This is a genomic window from Caldimonas sp. KR1-144 (assembly GCF_049446155.1).
Classification (GTDB): Bacteria; Pseudomonadota; Gammaproteobacteria; order Burkholderiales; family Burkholderiaceae_C; genus Rivibacter.
On sequence record NZ_JBMSEE010000003.1, the window covers coordinates 195,004 to 212,619 of the forward strand.

Annotated in this window: 15 protein-coding genes and 1 pseudogene; 4 read left to right on the forward strand and 12 right to left on the reverse strand. The window is 72.6% G+C overall.

Annotation, left to right across the window (positions count from 1 at the left end):
* Positions 1-2: 2 nt before the first annotated feature.
* From ACO2TI_RS08845 to ACO2TI_RS08890, 10 genes are all read right to left on the reverse strand, one after another.
* Entirely contained in the window at positions 3-1,208 is a 1,206-nt protein-coding gene (locus ACO2TI_RS08845) for an ABC transporter permease (RefSeq protein ID WP_423283660.1), read from the reverse strand.
* Between the two features lie 17 nt (positions 1,209-1,225).
* Entirely contained in the window at positions 1,226-2,539 is a 1,314-nt protein-coding gene (locus tag ACO2TI_RS08850; protein ID WP_423283661.1) for an ABC transporter permease, read from the reverse strand.
* A 35-nt stretch (positions 2,540-2,574) separates the two neighbouring features.
* Positions 2,575-3,915, reverse strand: a complete 1,341-nt coding sequence (locus ACO2TI_RS08855; protein ID WP_423283662.1) for a TolC family outer membrane protein — start codon at positions 3,913-3,915, stop codon at positions 2,575-2,577.
* 12 nt (positions 3,916-3,927) lie between these two features.
* Positions 3,928-4,644, reverse strand: coding sequence for an ABC transporter ATP-binding protein (locus ACO2TI_RS08860; protein WP_423283663.1), 717 nt, complete (start codon positions 4,642-4,644; stop codon positions 3,928-3,930).
* 44 nt (positions 4,645-4,688) lie between these two features.
* Positions 4,689-5,954: an efflux RND transporter periplasmic adaptor subunit gene (locus tag ACO2TI_RS08865; protein WP_423283664.1), complete on the reverse strand. Its 1,266-nt coding sequence runs from the start codon at positions 5,952-5,954 to the stop codon at positions 4,689-4,691.
* A gap of 140 nt (positions 5,955-6,094) precedes the next feature.
* A complete protein-coding gene (locus ACO2TI_RS08870; RefSeq protein ID WP_423283666.1) occupies positions 6,095-6,658 on the reverse strand; it encodes a DUF924 family protein in 564 nt (187 codons plus the stop codon).
* Between the two features lie 16 nt (positions 6,659-6,674).
* Positions 6,675-7,463: an enoyl-CoA hydratase gene (locus ACO2TI_RS08875; protein ID WP_423283667.1), complete on the reverse strand. Its 789-nt coding sequence runs from the start codon at positions 7,461-7,463 to the stop codon at positions 6,675-6,677.
* Between the two features lie 38 nt (positions 7,464-7,501).
* Positions 7,502-8,632: a DUF3108 domain-containing protein gene (locus ACO2TI_RS08880; RefSeq protein WP_423283668.1), complete on the reverse strand. Its 1,131-nt coding sequence runs from the start codon at positions 8,630-8,632 to the stop codon at positions 7,502-7,504.
* 29 nt (positions 8,633-8,661) lie between these two features.
* Complete coding sequence (locus tag ACO2TI_RS08885; RefSeq protein ID WP_423283669.1) at positions 8,662-10,482, reverse strand: M61 family metallopeptidase; 1,821 nt, start codon at positions 10,480-10,482, stop codon at positions 8,662-8,664.
* 23 nt (positions 10,483-10,505) lie between these two features.
* The gene (locus tag ACO2TI_RS08890) at positions 10,506-10,952 is read right to left on the reverse strand and encodes a DUF3429 domain-containing protein (protein WP_423283671.1); all 447 of its coding nucleotides are present in this window, start codon (positions 10,950-10,952) and stop codon (positions 10,506-10,508) included.
* A gap of 158 nt (positions 10,953-11,110) precedes the next feature.
* On the opposite strand from ACO2TI_RS08890, the pseudogene ACO2TI_RS08895 reads away from it, so the two are divergent.
* The 3 genes and pseudogenes from ACO2TI_RS08895 to ACO2TI_RS08905 form a co-directional block, all read left to right on the forward strand.
* Positions 11,111-11,857, forward strand: a pseudogene (locus ACO2TI_RS08895) (SDR family oxidoreductase); the annotation flags it as partial.
* A 171-nt stretch (positions 11,858-12,028) separates the two neighbouring features.
* Positions 12,029-12,301 carry a cupin domain-containing protein gene (locus ACO2TI_RS08900; protein ID WP_423284069.1) on the forward strand — a complete coding sequence of 91 codons (273 nt, stop codon included), beginning with the start codon at positions 12,029-12,031 and terminating at the stop codon, positions 12,299-12,301.
* Positions 12,302-12,458: 157 nt separating this feature from the next.
* Entirely contained in the window at positions 12,459-12,839 is a 381-nt protein-coding gene (locus tag ACO2TI_RS08905; RefSeq protein ID WP_423283672.1) for a DUF4148 domain-containing protein, read from the forward strand.
* 309 nt (positions 12,840-13,148) lie between these two features.
* Here the strand turns inward: ACO2TI_RS08905 and ACO2TI_RS08910 are convergent, their stop codons facing one another.
* Together ACO2TI_RS08910 and ACO2TI_RS08915 are read right to left on the reverse strand one after the other, a co-directional pair.
* Entirely contained in the window at positions 13,149-13,877 is a 729-nt protein-coding gene (locus tag ACO2TI_RS08910; protein ID WP_423283674.1) for a DsbC family protein, read from the reverse strand.
* A 45-nt stretch (positions 13,878-13,922) separates the two neighbouring features.
* Positions 13,923-15,077: an FAD-dependent monooxygenase gene (locus ACO2TI_RS08915; RefSeq protein ID WP_423283675.1), complete on the reverse strand. Its 1,155-nt coding sequence runs from the start codon at positions 15,075-15,077 to the stop codon at positions 13,923-13,925.
* Positions 15,078-15,137: 60 nt separating this feature from the next.
* Between ACO2TI_RS08915 and ACO2TI_RS08920 the strand changes: the two genes are divergently transcribed.
* Positions 15,138-17,612: an AsmA family protein gene (locus ACO2TI_RS08920; protein ID WP_423283677.1), complete on the forward strand. Its 2,475-nt coding sequence runs from the start codon at positions 15,138-15,140 to the stop codon at positions 17,610-17,612.
* Positions 17,613-17,616 lie beyond the last annotated feature (4 nt).

Here is a 17,616-nt window from a genome sequence, read left to right on the forward strand (position 1 = left end):
GGTCAGCCGCGCGTGGCCACCACCGGCGGCACCGCGGCCGCGCGCAGCGCCGGCCCCAGCACCGCGAGCTGGCCGAGCAGCCACAGGATCACCGCACCGCCGGCGACGTAGGCGAACGGCAGGCGCGTCAGCTCGGCATGGCGCATCAGGCCAAGGTTGGCCGCGTAGGCGCCGGCCACGCCGAGCGCGACGCCTACCGACGTGAGCAGGAAGTTCTCGAGCTGGAAGTAGTGCAGGATCTGCCGCCGCGTGGCGCCCAGTGCGCGACGGATGCCGATCATGCGCGTGCGCTGCTGCACCCAGAAGCTGGCCAGGCCGACGATGCCCAGCGCCGTCACCACCAGCAGCGCGACGCACACCGCCACCAGCAGCCTGGCCATCGCGCGGTCGCCTTCGAAGAAGCGGTTCTTCATCTCCTCGAACGTGCGGCGCTCGAGCAGCACGCGGTTGGGGCCGTTGCGCTGCAGCGTGTCGACGGCGGCGCGCAGCACGGCGTCGCGCTGCGCGGTGTCGGTGCGCAGCAGGTAGCGCCCGCCCGGGCTGTAGGCCATGCGCACCGGCAGCACCATGGCCGGCGCGTCCTCGCGGATCTCGCGCACCGAGACCAGGCGCTCGATCACGCCGATCACCTTCACCGGCGTCTTCGACAGGTAGATCGTGCGGCCCAGCGCCGAGCCGTCGGGAAACAGCTTCTGTGCCATCGGACGGTTGACCAGGATCACCGTCGGATCGGCGCGGCCCGCGTTGTTGTCGGTGAAGTCGATGTACTCGCCGGGCTGGAAGTCGCGCCCCTCGGCGAGCCGGATGCCGGTGGTGGCGAGGAAGTCCTCGCCGGCCAGGTACATCGAGGCCACCAGCGACGAGCGCTCCTGGTCGGGCGCCAGCGTGACGCCGGTGTTCCACGACGAGCCGCCATAGGGCAGCTGGTTGGTGATGGTGACGCCGCGCACGCCGGGCAGGCCGCGCAGCGCCACGAGATCGGAGCGCGTCAGCGCGTCGGCATTGGCATCGGTGCCGACGCCGGTGATGTTGACCATCACCAGCTCGCTCTCGGCCATGCCGGTGGTGCGCTGCATGCGCACCAGGCGGTTCGCGATGAGGTCCATCGCGTTGCACAGGATCGCGCAGGTCAGCGCGACCTCGAGCACGATCAGCGCCGCTGCCGTCTTGTGGCGGCGCAAGGTGGTGAGGATCGGGCGGATGTCCATCGTCGTCTCTCCTGCGCTCACTGCGACTTGAGCTGCAGCGCCGGCGCAATGCCGCAGGCGCGCCAGGCCGGCAGCAGCCCGGCCACGAGGCTGGCGGCCAGCGCCAGCACGAAGGTCAGCACCAGCATCTCGGCGTCGAGCTGCGCGAGCCGGGCGGCGCTGGTCGGCATCTGCCGCACGCCCCACAGGCCCAGCAGCGCGAGCCCCAGGCCGAGCACGCCGCCGGCCAGGCCGATCACGCCGGCCTCGACGAGGAACTGGACGAACACCTGGCGCCGCGACGCGCCGAGCGCGCGGCGGATGCCGATCTCGCCGGCGCGGCGCATCGACTTGGCCAGCAACAGGCCGACGGTGTTGACGAGGCACACGGCGAGGAAGCCGAGCGCCAGCCAGACCTGCAGCTTCACGTCGTTGGGCACGACCTTCTTGTGGTCGAGCCATTCAATCACCGAGCGCAGCCGCACGTTGTCGGGGCGCTCCATGCGCCCGGCCTGGCGCTGGCGCTCGACGTAGGCGTTCAGATAGTCGCGGAATGCGCGCTGCTCGGCGGCGCCGTCGAGCTCGACCCAGTACTGCACCCAGCTGCACGGCGCGTTCAGCGCCGAGGGGTCGCCTTGCGTGTCGGACCAGCAGCTCATCGAGCCCGAGCGCGGCAGCGCCAGGTCGCGCGAGGTGGAGAACGGCACGAACACCAGCTCCACCTGGCTGAAGTTGCCCTTGGTGATCACGTCGTAGAAGCGCGGCACCGGCCGCCACGGTGCCAGCACGCCGACGATGCGCAGCTCGTGGCCGCCCACGCGCAGCGAGCGGCCCACGCTGTCGGCGCCGCCGAACAGCTTCTCGTTGAGCTCGCTCGAGATCACCGCGACGCGGGCAAGCGCCTCGTCCTCGGCCGCGCTCCAGCCCTGGCCGTAGCGCAGCGGCGCGTCGAACATCGGGAAGAAGTCCGCGCTCGCGTAGCGCAGGTCGGCGTGCATCGGCGCCAACGCAGCCGAGGCGCCGTCGAGCGCCTGCACTGCGCCCTCGCCCCCGGCCATCAGCACCTGGCGGCGCGCGCGGCGCTCGCGCAGCAGGGTCTCGCCGTCGAGGCGCGTGAGCTGCTCGTCCGGCTCGGCACCGGGCGTGTAGTCGCCCTTGGTCTGCGCGTCCATCTGCACGTAGAAGAGCTTGCCGCTCTTGGCCGGGATGGGGTCGCCTGAGAGCACGTGGTAGACGGTCAGCGTGGTCATGCACGCGCCGATGCCCAGCGCGATCGCCAGCACCATCAACGCGGTCAGTGCCTTGCTGCGGCCGAAGCTGCGCAGCGCGAGTTCGAGGTAGTGGGTGAGCATCGTCGGCTCCTCGTTCGGCGTCGTTGCGGTGTCGTTCAGATCAGCTGCGCGTTGAGCGCGGCCAGGTCGGCCTCGCCGACGGTGCCCGCCAGCTGCAGCAGCACGAGGCGGTCGTAGGCGCAGCGATGGCGCGCCTGCGAATAGGCGGCCTGCGCGGCGCCGAGCTGCTGGATCGCCAGCAGCAGGTCGGTCATCGTGCGCGTGCCGGTCTGCTGGCCGACGCGCATCGCCTCCAGCGCCTTTGCGGCCGAGGCCACCGCGGCACGCGTGGCCTCGATCTGCTGCAGGCCGGCGGCGACGCTGCGGAACTGGTCGGCGACGTCGCGCGCGACCTGGCGGCGCTGCGCCTCGAGCGCGGCCTGCGCGGCATCGCGCTGGGCCAGCGCCTGGCGCACCAGCGACTGCGTCGTGCCGCCGTCGGTCAACGGCAGCTTCAGCAGCAGGCCGACGCTGGCGATGGTGCGACCGTCGCGACCGCTGCCGTCGGCGGGCCACACCGCCGGGCGGCCGACATCGACGCCGGCGGTGAGCGTGGGCCAGTGGCCGCTGCGCGCGCCGTCGATCGTGCGCTCGGCAGCGACCACGGCGTCGCGACGCGACTGGATCAGCGGGTTGTTCTGCAGCGCGATGCCGACCCAGGCCTGCGCATCGGCCGGCTCGGGCAGCGCGATCGACGCGTCCTCGCGCAGCGTGCGCAGCCCGGCGAGCGGTGCGCCGGTGAGCTCGGCCAGCGCTTCGTGCGCGGCATCGAGCGCCTGGCGCGCGCCGATGGTGTTGGCGCGCGCCGACGCGGCATAGGCGCGCGCCTGGTCGAGGTCGACCAGGGCCGACAGGCCGGCGCGGTAGCGCGCCTCGGACTCGGCCACCTGGCGCACGAAGGCGTCCTCGTTGGCCTGCGAGATCGCCAGCGTGTCGGCGGCCATCAGCACGCCGATGTAGGCCGCCGCCACGCGCACCGGCAGCGCCTGCTGCGCGGCGCGGTAGCTCGCGTCCTCGCTGTCGGCGCGTGCCTGCTCGGCGCGCAGCGCGGCGAGGCGACCCAGGTCGAACAGCGTCTGGCTCAGCGCGAGCGCAGGCTGGCGGCTGCTCGACGGACTCGCGATGCCGACCTCGGCACCGTCGGCCGTGCGCGTGCGGGCATAGCCGAGGCTGGCGCTGACTTGCGGCAGCAACGGACCGCGCGCGACGCCCACGCCCTCGCGCGCGGCCTGACGCGTGGCCTCGGCCTGCGACAGCACCGGGTCGCCGGCCAGCGCGAGCCGATAAGCATCGAGCAGGTCGGCCGCACGCACGAGGCAGGGGCAACCGCTCAGCGCGGCGAGCGCGAAGGCGCCGGCCACGAAGGGGCGCCAGCGGTTGCGCGAGCTGCGGATCATCGGCGCGCGCCCTCAGGCCACCTGCTGCGCGCGGCCCCACGCGCCCAGGCCGAGCAGCTCGGCGGTGCCGCTGAGCACCTGGCCGTCGATCACGTGCACGTTGCGCTGCGCGCGCGCGGCCAGCTGCGGATCGTGGGTGACCATCACGATGGTCGCGCCCTCGCGATGCAGTTCCTCGAGCAGCTCCATCACGCTGCGCGCCATCTGCGTGTCGAGGTTGCCGGTCGGCTCGTCGGCCAGCAGCAGCCGCGGGCTGCCGGCCAGCGCGCGAGCGATCGCCACGCGCTGCTGCTGTCCGCCCGACAGCTCGGCCGGGTAGTGGCGCTCGCGCGAAGCCAGGCCCACGCGCTCGAGCGCGCCGCGCACGCGCTCGCGGCGCTCGGCCGCCTTCATGCCGCGGTAGCGCAGCGGTACCTCGACGTTGTCGGCGACGCTGAGGTCGGGGATGAGGTTGAAGGCCTGGAAGACGAAGCCGATCTTCTCGTTGCGGATCTTCGAGCGCGCACTGTCGTCGAGTCGGCCGACCTCGACGCCGTCGAGCACGTAGCTGCCGCCGTCGAACGACTCCAGCAGACCGGCGATGGTCAGGAAGGTCGTCTTGCCCGAGCCCGACGGGCCGGTGACCGCCACGAACTCGCCGGGCTTCACCTCGAGGCTGAAGTCGCGCAGCGCATGGGTCTCGACCACTTCGGTGCGGTAGACCTTGGAGACCTGGGTCATCTTGAGCATCGTTTGTCCTTCGATGGCGGTGGACGAATGGAAAGCAGCGGATATCAGGGGCTGACCGCGACGCGCGCCTGTTCGCCGAAGGCGTCGCTGCCCGAGACGACGACGCGGTCCCCGGCCTGCAGGCCCTCGAGCACCTCGACATGCGCGACGCTGGCCGTGCCCAGGCGCAGCGGCGACTTCTCGGCAATGCCGTCGCGCAGCACATAGGCGAAGCGCCCGCCGAACTCCTCGACGAAGCTGCCGCGCGCGACGCGCAGCACGTTCTCGCGCCGCTCGATCAGCACACGCACCGACAGGCGCTGGTTCTGGCGAAGTTGCTCGGGCGTGTCGCCGTCGAAGCGAAGCCGCGCGGCGACCTGGCCGTTGACGACCTCGGGCGAGACCGCGCTGACGCGCCCCGCCCAGGTCTTGCCGTTGCCCGTGATCTCGCCGGGCATGCCGATCGCGAGGTCGCGCGCATAGCTCTCGGGCACCTGCATCTGCACCTCGAGCGCGGACAGGTCGATCACCGACAGCAGCTGCGCGTCCTTGGCCACCGTGGCGCGCTCGGCAACGAACAGCTGGCCGACCTGGCCGTCGACGGGCGAGCGCAGCTGCAGCTGGTCGACCTGGCGCTCGAGGTCCTTGACCAGCAGGCGCTGGCGCTCGGCGGCGAGCTGCTTGGCGCGCACCTCGAAGCGCAGGCTGTCGTCGTTGAGGCCGAGGTTGGCCTCGGCATGCGAGAGCGCGATGCGCGCCTTTTCCATCGCGTCGCGCGCGCGCTCGACCTGCATGCCCGACGACGCGCCGGCATCGAAGGCCTTCTGCTGGCGCGCCAGCTCGTTGCGCGCGCCCTGCTCGTCGACCTTGGCGCTCTCCCAGGCGCTTTGCAGCGCGGCACGGCGCTGTCGCGCGTCGACCTCGGCGCGCAGCGCCTCGGCCTGCAGCGCATCGGCGTTGGAGCGCTCCTGCGCGAGACGGTTGGTCAGCGTGGGGCTGTCGATCACGGCCAGCAGCTGGCCCTTCTTGACCGCGTCGCCGGCATGCACCTGCAGCACGACCGCGCCGCCTTCGGTGGCGTAGAGCGTGGGGCTGACCGCGGCGACGACCTTGCCCTCGCCGGCCACGTCGCGCACCAGCGCGCCGCGCTCGACCGTGGCGATGGTCAGGCGCGACGCGCTGACCGACGCCTGCGCGCTGCCCAGGCGAAGAAGCGCAGGCGCCGCGAGGCCGAGCGCGGCGATGGCGCCGAGCACGCCCGCGACGAGCCAGCGGCGGCGATGCGGCGTCGGGGAGATCGGTCGGTCCTGGGCGGCGGTGTCGCGGATCATGCGAGCGCTTTCGCAATCACCGTGCCGGGCCGTCACGCGTCTCGAAACGCAATGAAATCAAGGACTTGCCAGCGCATCGCTGGCGCACGCAGTGTCCGCGGACAGCGCCCGGACAACGAGCGGACAGTGCGCGGCCAGCCCTAGAAGCGCGAGCCCGGCTGCTCGAGAAAGGCCAGCTCGGCCGGCGTGCTGCGCCGCCCGAGGATGGCGTTGCGGTGCGGGAAGCGGCCGAAGCGCTGCACCACCTGGTGGTGGCGCAGCGCGTAGTCGAAGGCGCTGCCGCAATGCTCGGGCGCGTCGGCGGCCAGCGCTTCGAAGAGCTGCACGCTCTGCTCCTGCGCGGCCAGGTTCTCGGCATGCTCGAGCGGCATGTAGGCGAACCAGCGCTTGAGCGGCGGCAACGTGCGGTCGTCGCCGCGCACCAGCATCTCGCGCGCGCGCGCCAACGCCGGCGCATCGCCGGCAAAGGCGCGCGGCGTGTCGCGAAAGGCGTTGCGCGTGAACTGGTCGAGCACGATCACCTCGGCGAGCCGGCCGTCGGGCGTGTCGCGCCAGGCGGCCAGTTCGCCGCGCAGCGCGGCCTCGATCGTCGCGCCGAAGCGCTCGGTGATCAGCGCATCGAAGGCGGCGTCCTTGCGGAACCATTCGGGCCGCGGCGCCTCGCCGGTGCCGAACCAGAACGCAAGCACGTCCTCGGGTGCCACGACGTCCGCCCCCGCCTCAGCCGTGGGTGAAGGCCGGCGTGCGCTTCTCGAGGAAGGCGCCCATGCCCTCTTTCTGGTCGGCGGTGCCGAAGAAGGCGTGGAACATGCGGCGCTCGAACCACAGCCCGTCGGACAGCGGGCTCTCGAACGCGCGGTTGACGCACTCCTTGATGGCCATCAGCGTGGGCAGCGAGTAGCGGCCGAGCTGGTCGCCGATGGCCTGCACTTCCTTGTGCAGATCGGCCAGCGGCACGACGCGCGAGACCAGGCCGGCGCGCTCGGCCTCGGCGGCGTCCATCATGCGAGCGGTCAGCGCCATGTCCATCGCCTTGGCCTTGCCGACCGCGCGCGGCAGGCGCTGCGTGCCGCCGGCGCCCGGCAGGATGCCGAGCTTGACCTCGGGCTGGCCGAACTTGGCGTTGTCGGCCGCGACGATCAGGTCGCACATCATCGCGACCTCGCAGCCGCCGCCGAGCGCGAAGCCGGCCACCGCGGCGATCACCGGCTTGCGCACGCTGCGCATGTGCTCCCAATTGCGCGAGATGTGCTCGTTCTTGTAGACGTGCATGAAGTCCATCGTGACCATCTGCGAGATGTCGGCGCCGGCCGCGAAGGCCTTCTCGCTGCCGGTGACGACGATGCAGCCGATCGACGCGTCGGCATCGAAGGCCTTGAGCGCGGCGCCGAGTTCGTCCATCAGCGGATCGGACAGCGCGTTGAGCGCCTTCGGGCGGTTGAGCGTGATCCAGCCGGTTCTCAGCGGCGCGTCGCCGCGCACGTCGGTGATGATGTTCTCGTAGGCCATGTCGAAGTCTCCTGGGGACACGTCTTGGGGGATGCGAACTACTGTACCGAACGCGGCGCGCTCGGCGGCGGTGACGGCGGCTTCGGCGCGGCCTGCTTCGGCAGGCTGTCGATCATCAGGTCGACGAAGGTCTCGGCATCCTGGCGGATCACGATGCGCGCCGGCAGGTACTGCAGCGTGGGCGCGAACCAGGCCTCGATCGACAGCGTGACCGCGTCGCCCTCGCGGCGCGGCTTGAGGTGCCAGGCCTCGAGCGGGCCGAACGGCGTCGCCAGCGTCTCCAGGCCGACGACGTCGTAGGCCCAGCGGTCCTGGCGGCGCGGCAGCGCCAGCGGCATCTCGATCGAAGCGCCGGCGGCGAGCCGCTGCGGCTGCGTGCTGAGCAGCCATACCAACTGCACGAACTGGCTCGCGGTGTCCTGCACGCCCGGCAGCGCGGGCAGGCGCCGGCCGTTGGCCAGCTCGACCTCGGCGGCCTCGAAGCGCACCTGGGCGCGACGCGTGCGACCGAACGCGACCTCGGTCTGCTCGTCGTAGCGCTCGGGCGCGAGGCCCTGCTCGGTGACGCGGCCGTCGCTGGTCATGCGCCTTTGCATCACCGGCGCGAAGCCGGGGCCGATGACCACGTCGAGCTGCACCTGGTAGCGCGTGCCCTCGCGCAGCCAGCGCACCTGCGCCTGGCCGTGGACCTCGCCGCGCACCCAGCCGGTCAGCGTGTAGCTCAGCTGCGTCGACGGCGGCCAGGCAAAGCCGCCGAGCACCAGCGGCGCGTCGGAGGCGGCCGATGCCGGCGGCTCGGCAGCGGCGACCGGCGAGGCGGCCCCGTCCGGCACCGATGCGGCGTCGGCCGCCGCCTCGGCCTCGTCGGGCTCCGGCAGCGGCGCCGCGGCATGCGATGCGGGCGCCTCGGGCGGCTCAGGAGCCGAGGCCGGCAGTGCCGGGCGTGCCGAGTGCGCCGGCGGCCGGGGCTGCGGCGGCACCGCGGTCACCGGCGGCGGCTCGGTGGGCTGCAGCTCGCGCACGAAGGCGGCCTCCATGCGCACCAGCGCCTCGGCGCTTTCGTGGATCTCAAGCCACTCGGCAGCGCGCTCGGCCAGCCACAGGTGGACCAGCAGCACCGCTGCGGCCAGCGCAGCAAACTGCCAGCGCCGGCGCCGCGCGGCAGCCATGCTCTCGTGCGTCGTCGCGCGCGGCCGGCTCAGCGGCCGGCGGCGGCGAGCCAGGCGTCGCGGCGTTCGCGCTGGGCGGCGTCGGACGCGTCGTCGGCCAGCCAGCTCAGCTGCACCGCGCCGGCCACGCGCGTGGTGGCGTCCAGCGTCAGCGTGAGCAGGCGCATGTCGCGCCCGACGGTCAGCTCGACCGGCGCGTCGAAGGTGCCGACCGGCATGAGGTCTTCGGCGCGCTTGACGCGCCAGCCGTTGACCGCGATCAGCTCGTCGCCGGCCGCCAGGCCCGCGCGCTCGGCGGCGCTGGCACGCAGTACCGACTGCAGCTTGATCGCGCCGGCGCCTTCGGCCAGGCGCGCGCCGAGGCGCTGCGCGGGCGCGGGCGCGTCTTCCTTGGCGGCCGCACCGACGCTCTTGAGCAGTTCGGCGACCGGCAGGTCGGCGGTGCCGTGCACCCAGGCGTCGAGCTCGCGGTCGAAGCTGCGCCCGCCGATCTCGCGCAGCACCGCGCGCACGTCGTCCTCTTCGATGCCGCCCACGCCGGGGCCGCCCGCGGGCTTGGCGGCGCCGCTGCGCTCCCACAGCGCGCGCATCACCGCGTCGAGCGTGGCACCGCGGCCGTCGCGGCGCAGCGCGAGGTCCAGGCACAGGCCGACCAGCGCGCCCTTGGTGTAGTAGCTGACCGTCGCGTTGACGGTGTTCTCGTCGGGCCGGTAGTACTTGCCCCAGGCGTCGAAGCTGGCCTGCGCCACGCTTTGCAGCTGCCGCCCCGGCGTGCCCAGCACCTGGTTCAGCGTCTTGGCCACCAGGCGCAGGTAGCGCGTGCGGTCGATCAGTCCGGCGCGCACCAGCACCAGGTCGTCGTAGTAGGACGTGAAGCCCTCGAAGAACCACAGCAGCCGGGTGTAGTTCTCGCGCGTGTAGTCGTAGGCGGTGAAGGGCCTGGGCTTCAGGCGCTTGACGTTCCAGGTGTGGAAGTACTCGTGGCTGATCAGGCCGAGCAGCTGCACGTAGCCGTCGCTTTGCGCATTGCCCGCCGCGCCGTTGGGCTGGCCGCGGCGCGGCAGGTCGCGGCGCGGCGCGATCAGCGCGGTGCTGGCGCGGTGCTCGAGGCCGCCGTAGCCGTCGTCGGTGGCGTTGAGCAGGAAGACGTAGCGCTCGAACGGCGGCTTGCGGACCTTGAGCTTGCCGGCCACCGTCTCGCCGTGCCACAGCGCGATCTGCTCTTCGCAGATGCGGCGGCTGTCGGCCAGCAGGCGCTCGCCGTCGAAGCCCGGCAAGGCGCCGGCGACGACGAACTCGTGCGGCACACCGTGGGCCTTGAAGTGGCCGCGCCAGAACGTGCCGAGCTCGACCGGGTGGTCGACCAGCTCGTCGTAGCCGGCCGCTTCGTAGTCGCCGCGGCCGCGCGCGTCGACCTGCACCGCGCGCATCGCGGTGGCGACCGACCAGCCGCGCGGCAGCGTGCCGATCTTCAGCGCGTGCGGCTCGGCCTCGCGGCCCTCGACGCGCAGGAACACGCCGGTGCCGTTGAAGAAGCCGCGCTGGCCGTCGAGGTAGGCGCAGCGCACCGAGGTGTCAAAGGCATAGACGCGCCAGCGCAGCGTCAGCGCGCCGCGGCCGCTGCAGCGCGCGAGCCATGTGGTCTTGTCGAGCTGCTCGAGCGCGACCGGCTTGCCGCCCTGCGCGGCCTCGAGGCCGTGCAGGTGGCGCGCGAACTCGCGCACCAGGTAGCTGCCGGGAATCCAGACCGGCAGGCTCAGGCGCTGCTCGGGCGCCGGCGCGGGCACGGTGGCCGAGACCTCGAACTGGTGCGCGTGGGCGTCGGCGACGTCGATGCGAAAACGGATCATGCGAAGACTCGTGGAAGGGTGGCTCAGCTCAGCGCCGCGGCGACGAAGCAGCTCAGGCTGGCGATCACGGTGGCGCGAAAGCGCAGCGTGAGCCAGCTCGCCAGGCCATGGCTGCGGTAGGCACGCCGGTCGACCGCATAGCACACCACCAGCAGCACGCCGAGCACCACCAGGCCGGCATAGGGCGGCATCAGCGCGCCGATCCAGGCCAGCAGCACCGGCACCACGGCCCAGGCGAACGGCGCCGGCGACGGCACCGACTGTTTCAGCCCCAGGCCCCAATGCAGCGCGCCGAGGAAGGCCACGACCAGCGCCGCGTACTTGGCCAGCGCGTCGGTCACGAAGGCGTGCTGCTCGGGGTACTCGCGCACCAGCCAGACCAGCAAGGCGCCGCCGACGAAGGGGATCAGCCCCGCATAGCCGAGGCGCACGGCGACGGGGTTCGGGGCAAGGGGCGAGGCGGCGGTCACGGTGGTCGGCAGGAGGGCGTCGGTTGGACGGCGCGCGGATTGTCGCTGCGCGGCGGCGCCGCGGGGCTGTCACAGCGCGCCGGCACGGCACGTCTTGTGGGTTGTGGGCGGCCCATGACGGCGCCGCTCCCCACGGCCAACCCTGGAAGGACATCGACATGAACGTGACCGTGATCGGAGGCAGCGGCCTCATCGGAAGCAAGCTGGGCGTGCTGCTGGAGCGCGCCGGCCATCGGGTGACCCTGGCGTCGCCGTCGCAAGGCGTCAACACGCTGACCGGCGAGGGCCTGGCCCAGGCGCTGGCCGGTGCCGAGGTGGTGGTCGACGTGAGCAACTCGCCGTCGTTCGAAGCGCAGGCGGTGCTGCAGTTCTTCCGCACTTCGACGACCAACCTGCTCGCCGCCGAGGCGGCCGCCGGCGTGCGTCACCACGTCGCGCTGTCGGTCGTGGGCGCCGACCGCCTCTCCGACAACGGCTACCTGCGCGCCAAGGTGGCCCAGGAAAGCCTGATCACGAACGGGACCGTGCCGTACACGATCGTGCGCGCGACGCAGTTCTTCGAGTTCCTGACCGCCATTGCCGACGCCGGCATGGTCGAGGGCACGCCGCATGTGACGCCGGCGCTGTTCCAGCCGATGGCCGCGGACGACGTGGCGCTGTTCCTGTCCGAGGTGGCGACGGCCACGCCGCGCAACGGCATCGTCGAGGTCGGCGGGCCGCAGCGACTGCCGATGCACGAGGCCGTGCAGCGCGCGCTCGACACCCGCCAGGATCCGCGTCGCGTCACCGCCGACGCCAAGGCGCCCTACTTCGGCTCGCTGCTGGACGACCGCTCCCTGGTCGCGGCCGCCGATGCCCGCGTCGGCGCGACGACGCTCGACGCCTGGCTGAGCAAGCTCGCCGCGGGCGCCCTCCCGTTGACCCACCCCCACCGGAACGATCCCATGAAGACAAGACAATTCCTGTGCCTTGCCGCGCTCGCCTGCGGCGCCCTGCTCGCCGGCACGGCCCGCGCGGCCGACGTGAAGCAGCTGATGGCCAAGCCCCTGCCCGAACTGCCCGGCAAGGAGGCGGTGATGCTCGAGGTGTCCTATCCGCCGGGCGCCAAGGACATGGCGCACCGCCATGACGCCCACGCGCTGCTGTACGTGCTGGAGGGAACGATCCAGATGCAGCTCAAAGGCGGCCCGCTGGTGACCGTCAAGGCCGGCGAGACCTTCTACGAGGGCCCGGACGATGTCCACCTGATCGGCCGCAATGCCAGCAGCAGCGCACCGGCGCGCTTCGTGGTCATGCTGATCAAGCGCCGCGACGCGCCGGTGCTGACCCCGCTGGAAGGTCAGAAGTAGGGCGGAGCGCGGGTGCAGCCAGGGGGATCCCGTAGGGGTTGCCGGTAGTTTGTTCGCAAAACAGGAATGGTCATTTCCGAACTTCGCCGTTTATCTACCGGCTAGGAAGACCTACCTTTACGTCACTCCAACCCGAGACCCCTTGAAAGGAACCAACATGAAAGCTGTCATCACCATCGTCGCCGCCGCTGCCGCCGCGTTCGTTTCGCTCGCCGCCCAGGCTCAGTCGACCAGCCAGCCGCTGACCCGTGCACAGGTGCAAGCCGAACTGGCCCGCGCCCGTGCCGCCGGCGAACTGGACTACGCCGCGCAAGAAGCCTACGGCCCGGCTGCGATCGTCAAGCGCGCCGCTCCCGCGACCGCCCAGACGCCGGCCGCCGAATCGCCCAAGGTCGAGAAGACCGGGCTGACCCGTGAGCAGGTCAAGGCGGAACTGGCGCGCGCCCGCAAGTCGGGCGAGCTGGAAGCCCAGGTGCTGGCGACCTACGGCCTCGAGGCCCCGGCGAAGGCCCAGGCGACCGCGATCGCGTCGCGCTGAGTCCTGATGCCCGCCGTCCCCCGCGCCGCTTCACGCGGCGCGCACCAACGACAACGCCGCCTTCGGGCGGCGTTGTCGTTGGTGTGGGCCCCCACGCTCACTGCGTTCGCTGCCCCCCGAGGGGGCTGACCGGCCTTGGGGCGGCCCGGCGGCCGGCCTGTGTACCCCCACGCTCACTGCGTTCGCTGCCCCCCGAGGGGGCTGACCGGCCTTGGGGCGGCCCGGCGGCCGGCCTGTGTACCCCCACGCTCACTTCGTTTGCTGCCCCCGAGGGGTTGGCGGCCCGGGGCCAGCCGGCGTCAGGAAGCCTCAGGACTTGCTCGACGACGCCGTGAGCTGCTTCTCGAGCTGCGCAGCGTTGAGCATGCCCGGCACGCGCGTGCCGTCCTCGAACACGATGGCCGGCGTGCCGTTGATGCGGTGCTTGCGGCCGAGCTCGAGGTTGCGGTCGATCGGCGTGGCGCATTCGCCCAGCAGCTTGGGCGGCGAGGTGCCTTCGAGCATCCAGTTGCGCCAGGCGGCGGTGGGATCCTTGGCGCACCAGATCGCGCGGCTCTTGTCGGGCGAGTCGCCACCGAGCACCGGCAGCAAGAAGGTGTAGACGGTGACGTCCTTGACCTTGTTGAGCTCGGTCTCGAAGCGCTTGCAGTAGCCGCAGTTCGGGTCGGCGAAGACGGCGATCTTGCGCTTGCCGGTGCCGGTCTTCCAGACGATGGCGTCCTTGAGCGGCAAGGCGGCGAAATCGATCGCGGTGAGCTTGTCGATGCGCTCCTCGGTGAGGTTGCGCCGCGTCTTGAGCTCGATGATCTCGCCGCGCACGACGTAGGCGCCCTCGGCGTCGGTGTAGAAGATGTCGTTGCCGACGCGCACCTCGAACAGCCCCGGCACCGGCGTGCGGCTGACCTCGTCGATCTTGGGCATGCTGGCCAGGCGCTCGGCGAGACCCTTGCGGATCGCGGCTTCCTGCGGCACCGGTTGCGCAAGGGCCGAGCTCAGCAGCGCGGCGGCGGCCACCGGGGCCAGGAGAAGGTGCTTCATCGAAGGGATCCGTTGAGGTTGCGGTGAGGTCGCCGTCGGCGGGGCTCAGCCGCGCAGCGCGCGGCCAGCCAGCCAGCGCTTGAGTGGCGCGGCATGATTCACCAGAGTCAGCCCGCGGTTGCGGAGTTCCTGCAGCATGCCGCCGGGACGCGCGAACAAGTGCACGAGGCCGTCGGTCATGCGGCCCATGGCCCAGGTGGGGCCGGCGCGTTCGCGCGCGTAGCGCGCCAGCAGGCGCTCGTCGGACAGCGGCCGCCAGGCTTCGCGCTCGCCGAGCACGCGCGCCAGCGCGGCGGCATCGGCCAGGCCCAGGTTGAGCCCCTGGCCGGCCAGCGGATGGACCACGTGCGCGGCGTCGCCGAGCAGCACCCAGGCGCGCTCGGCATGGCCCGGCAGCCGCCCGAACCAGCGCCGCGCCCGCGCCAGCCGCAGCGGCCAGGCGGCGCGCTCGCCGGCCAGGCGCAGCGTGCCGGCCGCGGCGGATTCGCTGCCCACCGCCGCGTTGAGTTCGGCTTCGAAGGACGGCGCATCGGCCGCCATCAGGGCCTGCGCGCGCTCGGTGGGCAGCGACCAAACGAGGCCGTAGCCGGGCTGGCCGTCGGCGCCGTCGAACGGCAGCAGGGCCAGCACGTCCGGCGCGCGGAACCACTGGCGCGCGACGCCCTGGTGCGGCCGCTCGCAGACGAGCCGCGCGGCGATCGCGGTCTGGCCGTAGTCGTGGCGCTCGACCTCGATGCCCAAGGCGGCGCGCGTCGTCGAATCCTTGCCCTCGCACAGCGCCAGCAGCGGCGCGGCGACCTCGGCCTCGACGCTGTCGACATGCGGCGCGAAGCGCACCGCCTGCTCGAGTTCGCGCTCGAGCGCCGCGGCATCGACGATCCAGGCCAGCTCCGCAACGCCTTGCTGCCATGCGCTGAACGCCAGCTCGCCCTCGCCGTCGCCGCGCACCTGCATGTCGATCACGCGCGTCGCAGCGCCCGGCGTGGCGCGCAGCGCGTCCCACACCTTCAGGCGCGCGAGCAGCTCGATCGACGCGGCGTTGAGCGCATAGGTGCGGACGTCGGCGCGTGCACCGGCGCGTGCACCGACGAGCATGGGCTCGCCGACCAGCGCGACGCGCAGTCCGCGCCGGCTCAGGTCGAGCGCCAGCGACAGGCCGACCGCGCCGCGGCCGCGCACACACACGTCGAAACCATTCATTGCGATCGATTGTAGGCAGCCGCGCCCCAGGGCCTTTCGCTGCGCGCGCAGAATGGTTTCATGCCCATCTGGCTGCGCCGGACGCTGATCGCCCTTGCCGCCGTCGTGGCGCTCGTCGCCGTGGCCGCGGCCTGGCTCGTCGCGAGCTTCGATGGCGAGCGCAGCAAGCGCCTGGCGATCGACTGGATGCGCGAGCACCACCAGCGGGAGCTGACGATCGACGGTCCGGTGCGCCTGACGTTGCTGCCGGTGGGCATGGCGGTGTCGAAGCTGCGGCTGAGCGAGCACCAGCGCCCGAAGGACACGTTCGCGACGGCGGAGTCGGCCGAACTCTCGCTGCGCCTGTGGCCGCTGCTGACCGAACGGCGGCTCGCGATCGACCACGTCAGCGCCCGCGGGGTGCGCGCGGTCTACCTGCGCGACGCGCAGGGCCGGCGCAACATCGACGACCTCGTCGGCGGCCGCGACGCGGCGCCCGCACCGCGCAGCGATACCGACGCCGACAGCGACGCCAAGCGTGGCATCGGCATCGATGCCGAGCGCATCGCGATCAGTGACGTGCAGCTCACGGTGCGCGACGCGTTGGCCGGCATCGACGGCCGCTTCGACATCGAACAGCTGACGAGCGGGCGTCTCGCCGCCGGCGCGACCTCGCCGCTGAGCTTCGCCGGCCGGGTTCTGCTCAACGAACCCAAGGTCGATGCGCGCGCAACGCTCGAGGCGCGCATCGGCCTCGCGATGGCGCCGGGCCAAGCGGTGAAACTGCGCCTCGACGACGCGCGGCTCGCGCTGGCCGGACGCGGCGCGGGCTTCGAGGCGCTCGATGCCCGCCTCGAAGCGGCGGCGCTGTCGTACGACGGCGCCGCGAACGCGCTCGCCGCCGAGCGCGCCAGGCTCACGCTCAGCGGCAGCCGGGCCGGCGTCACGTTCAAGGACTCGACGCTGGCCTTCGATCGCCTTGCTTTCGATCCGCAGCGCCGCGCGCTCGCGCTCGAGAAGCTCGCCGCGCGGCTGACCGGCCGCATCGGCGCCGACGCGTTCGACGCCCGGATCGGCTGGCCGGCGCTCCAGGTCAGTGGCGAGCGCCTCCAGGGCGGCCCGCTGGGCGGCGACATCCGGCTCGACGGCGCGACGCGCAAGCTGCAGCTCGCGCTGTCGTCGCAGCCGCCCGCGGGCAGCTTCGAGCGCATCGACGTGCCGGGCCTGAAGCTGCGCATCACCGGCGAGTTCAACGGCCAGCGCGTGCAAGGCGAACTGGCGAGCCGGCTGGCGCTGAAGCCCGAGCCCTGGGCCGTCGCGCTCGACGGCGCGCAGCTCGCGGTCACGTTCAGCGCACCCACGCCGGCGCCGCTTCAGCTGCGTGCCGAGGGCACGCTGAATGCCGACGCCCAACGCGCCGCGGCGCGACTGGCCGGCACGTTCAACGAGCAGCGCTTCGAGCTGCAGGCCGATGCCGCGCTCGGCGGCGCGCGAGCGCGCGTCGATGCCAAGGCGCGCTTCGACGGACTCGATCTCACGCGCTTCGTGGCCGCGCGCTCGCCAGCGCCAGCCGCCTCGGGGGCGGCGCCGGCCGACGCGCCGGTGGACCTGTCTGCATTGAAGGCCTTCGACGGCCGTCTCGAGTTGCGCGCCGGCAAGCTGGTCTACCCGCCCTACCGCATCGACGACGCCCAATTCGTCGCCACCGTGCGCGACGGCGTGCTCGACGTCACGCGGCTGGCGGGCCGCTCGTGGGGCGGACAGTTCGCCGGCACGGCGCGCGCCGACGCCAACACGCGCCGGCTCGGCCTGGATTTCAATGCGGACAACGTCGACCTGCGCGCCTTGCTGAGCGATGTCGCGCGCTACGAGCGGCTCGAAGGCCGCGGGCGCCTGAACGCCCGCCTGCAGACGGGCGGCGCGAGCGTCTCGCAGCTGCGCACGGCGCTCGACGGCCGCGCCGCGTTCTCGGTGCGCGACGGCGCCTTGCGCGGCATCAACCTCGCGAAGACGCTGCGCCAGTGGCGTTCGGCGATCGCGCTCACGCGAGCCGGCGGTCAGGACGCGCGGCAGACCGGCAACAACGAGGAGCGCACCGACTTCACAGAGCTCTCGGCGAGCTTCGACATCGCCAACGGCATCGCGCGCAGCAAGGACCTGGTCGCCAAGAGCCCGTTCCTGCGCGTGGGCGGCGAGGGCAGCATCGACCTCGTGCGCTCGCGCATCGACTACCTCGCGCGCGCCACCGTGACCGGCACGGACCAAGGCCAGGGCGGCCCCGAGCTGGCGATGCTCAAGGGCATGACGGTGCCGATCGAGCTCAGCGGGCCGCTGGCTTCGGTCGACTACCGCGTGCGCTGGAGCGCGGTCAGCGCCGAGCTGGTCGCGCGCGCGGCGCCGGCAGTGATCGGCGGTCGGGCCGGCGAGGCGCTCAGGGGCATCGTGCCCGGTGCCGCACCGCCGGCGGCCTCGGGCGCGTCGGCGCCGGCGAAGTCGCCCGAGCAGCAGCTCAAGGAGCGTGCCCGCGAACGCCTCAAGGACCTGCTCGGGAAATAGCGCG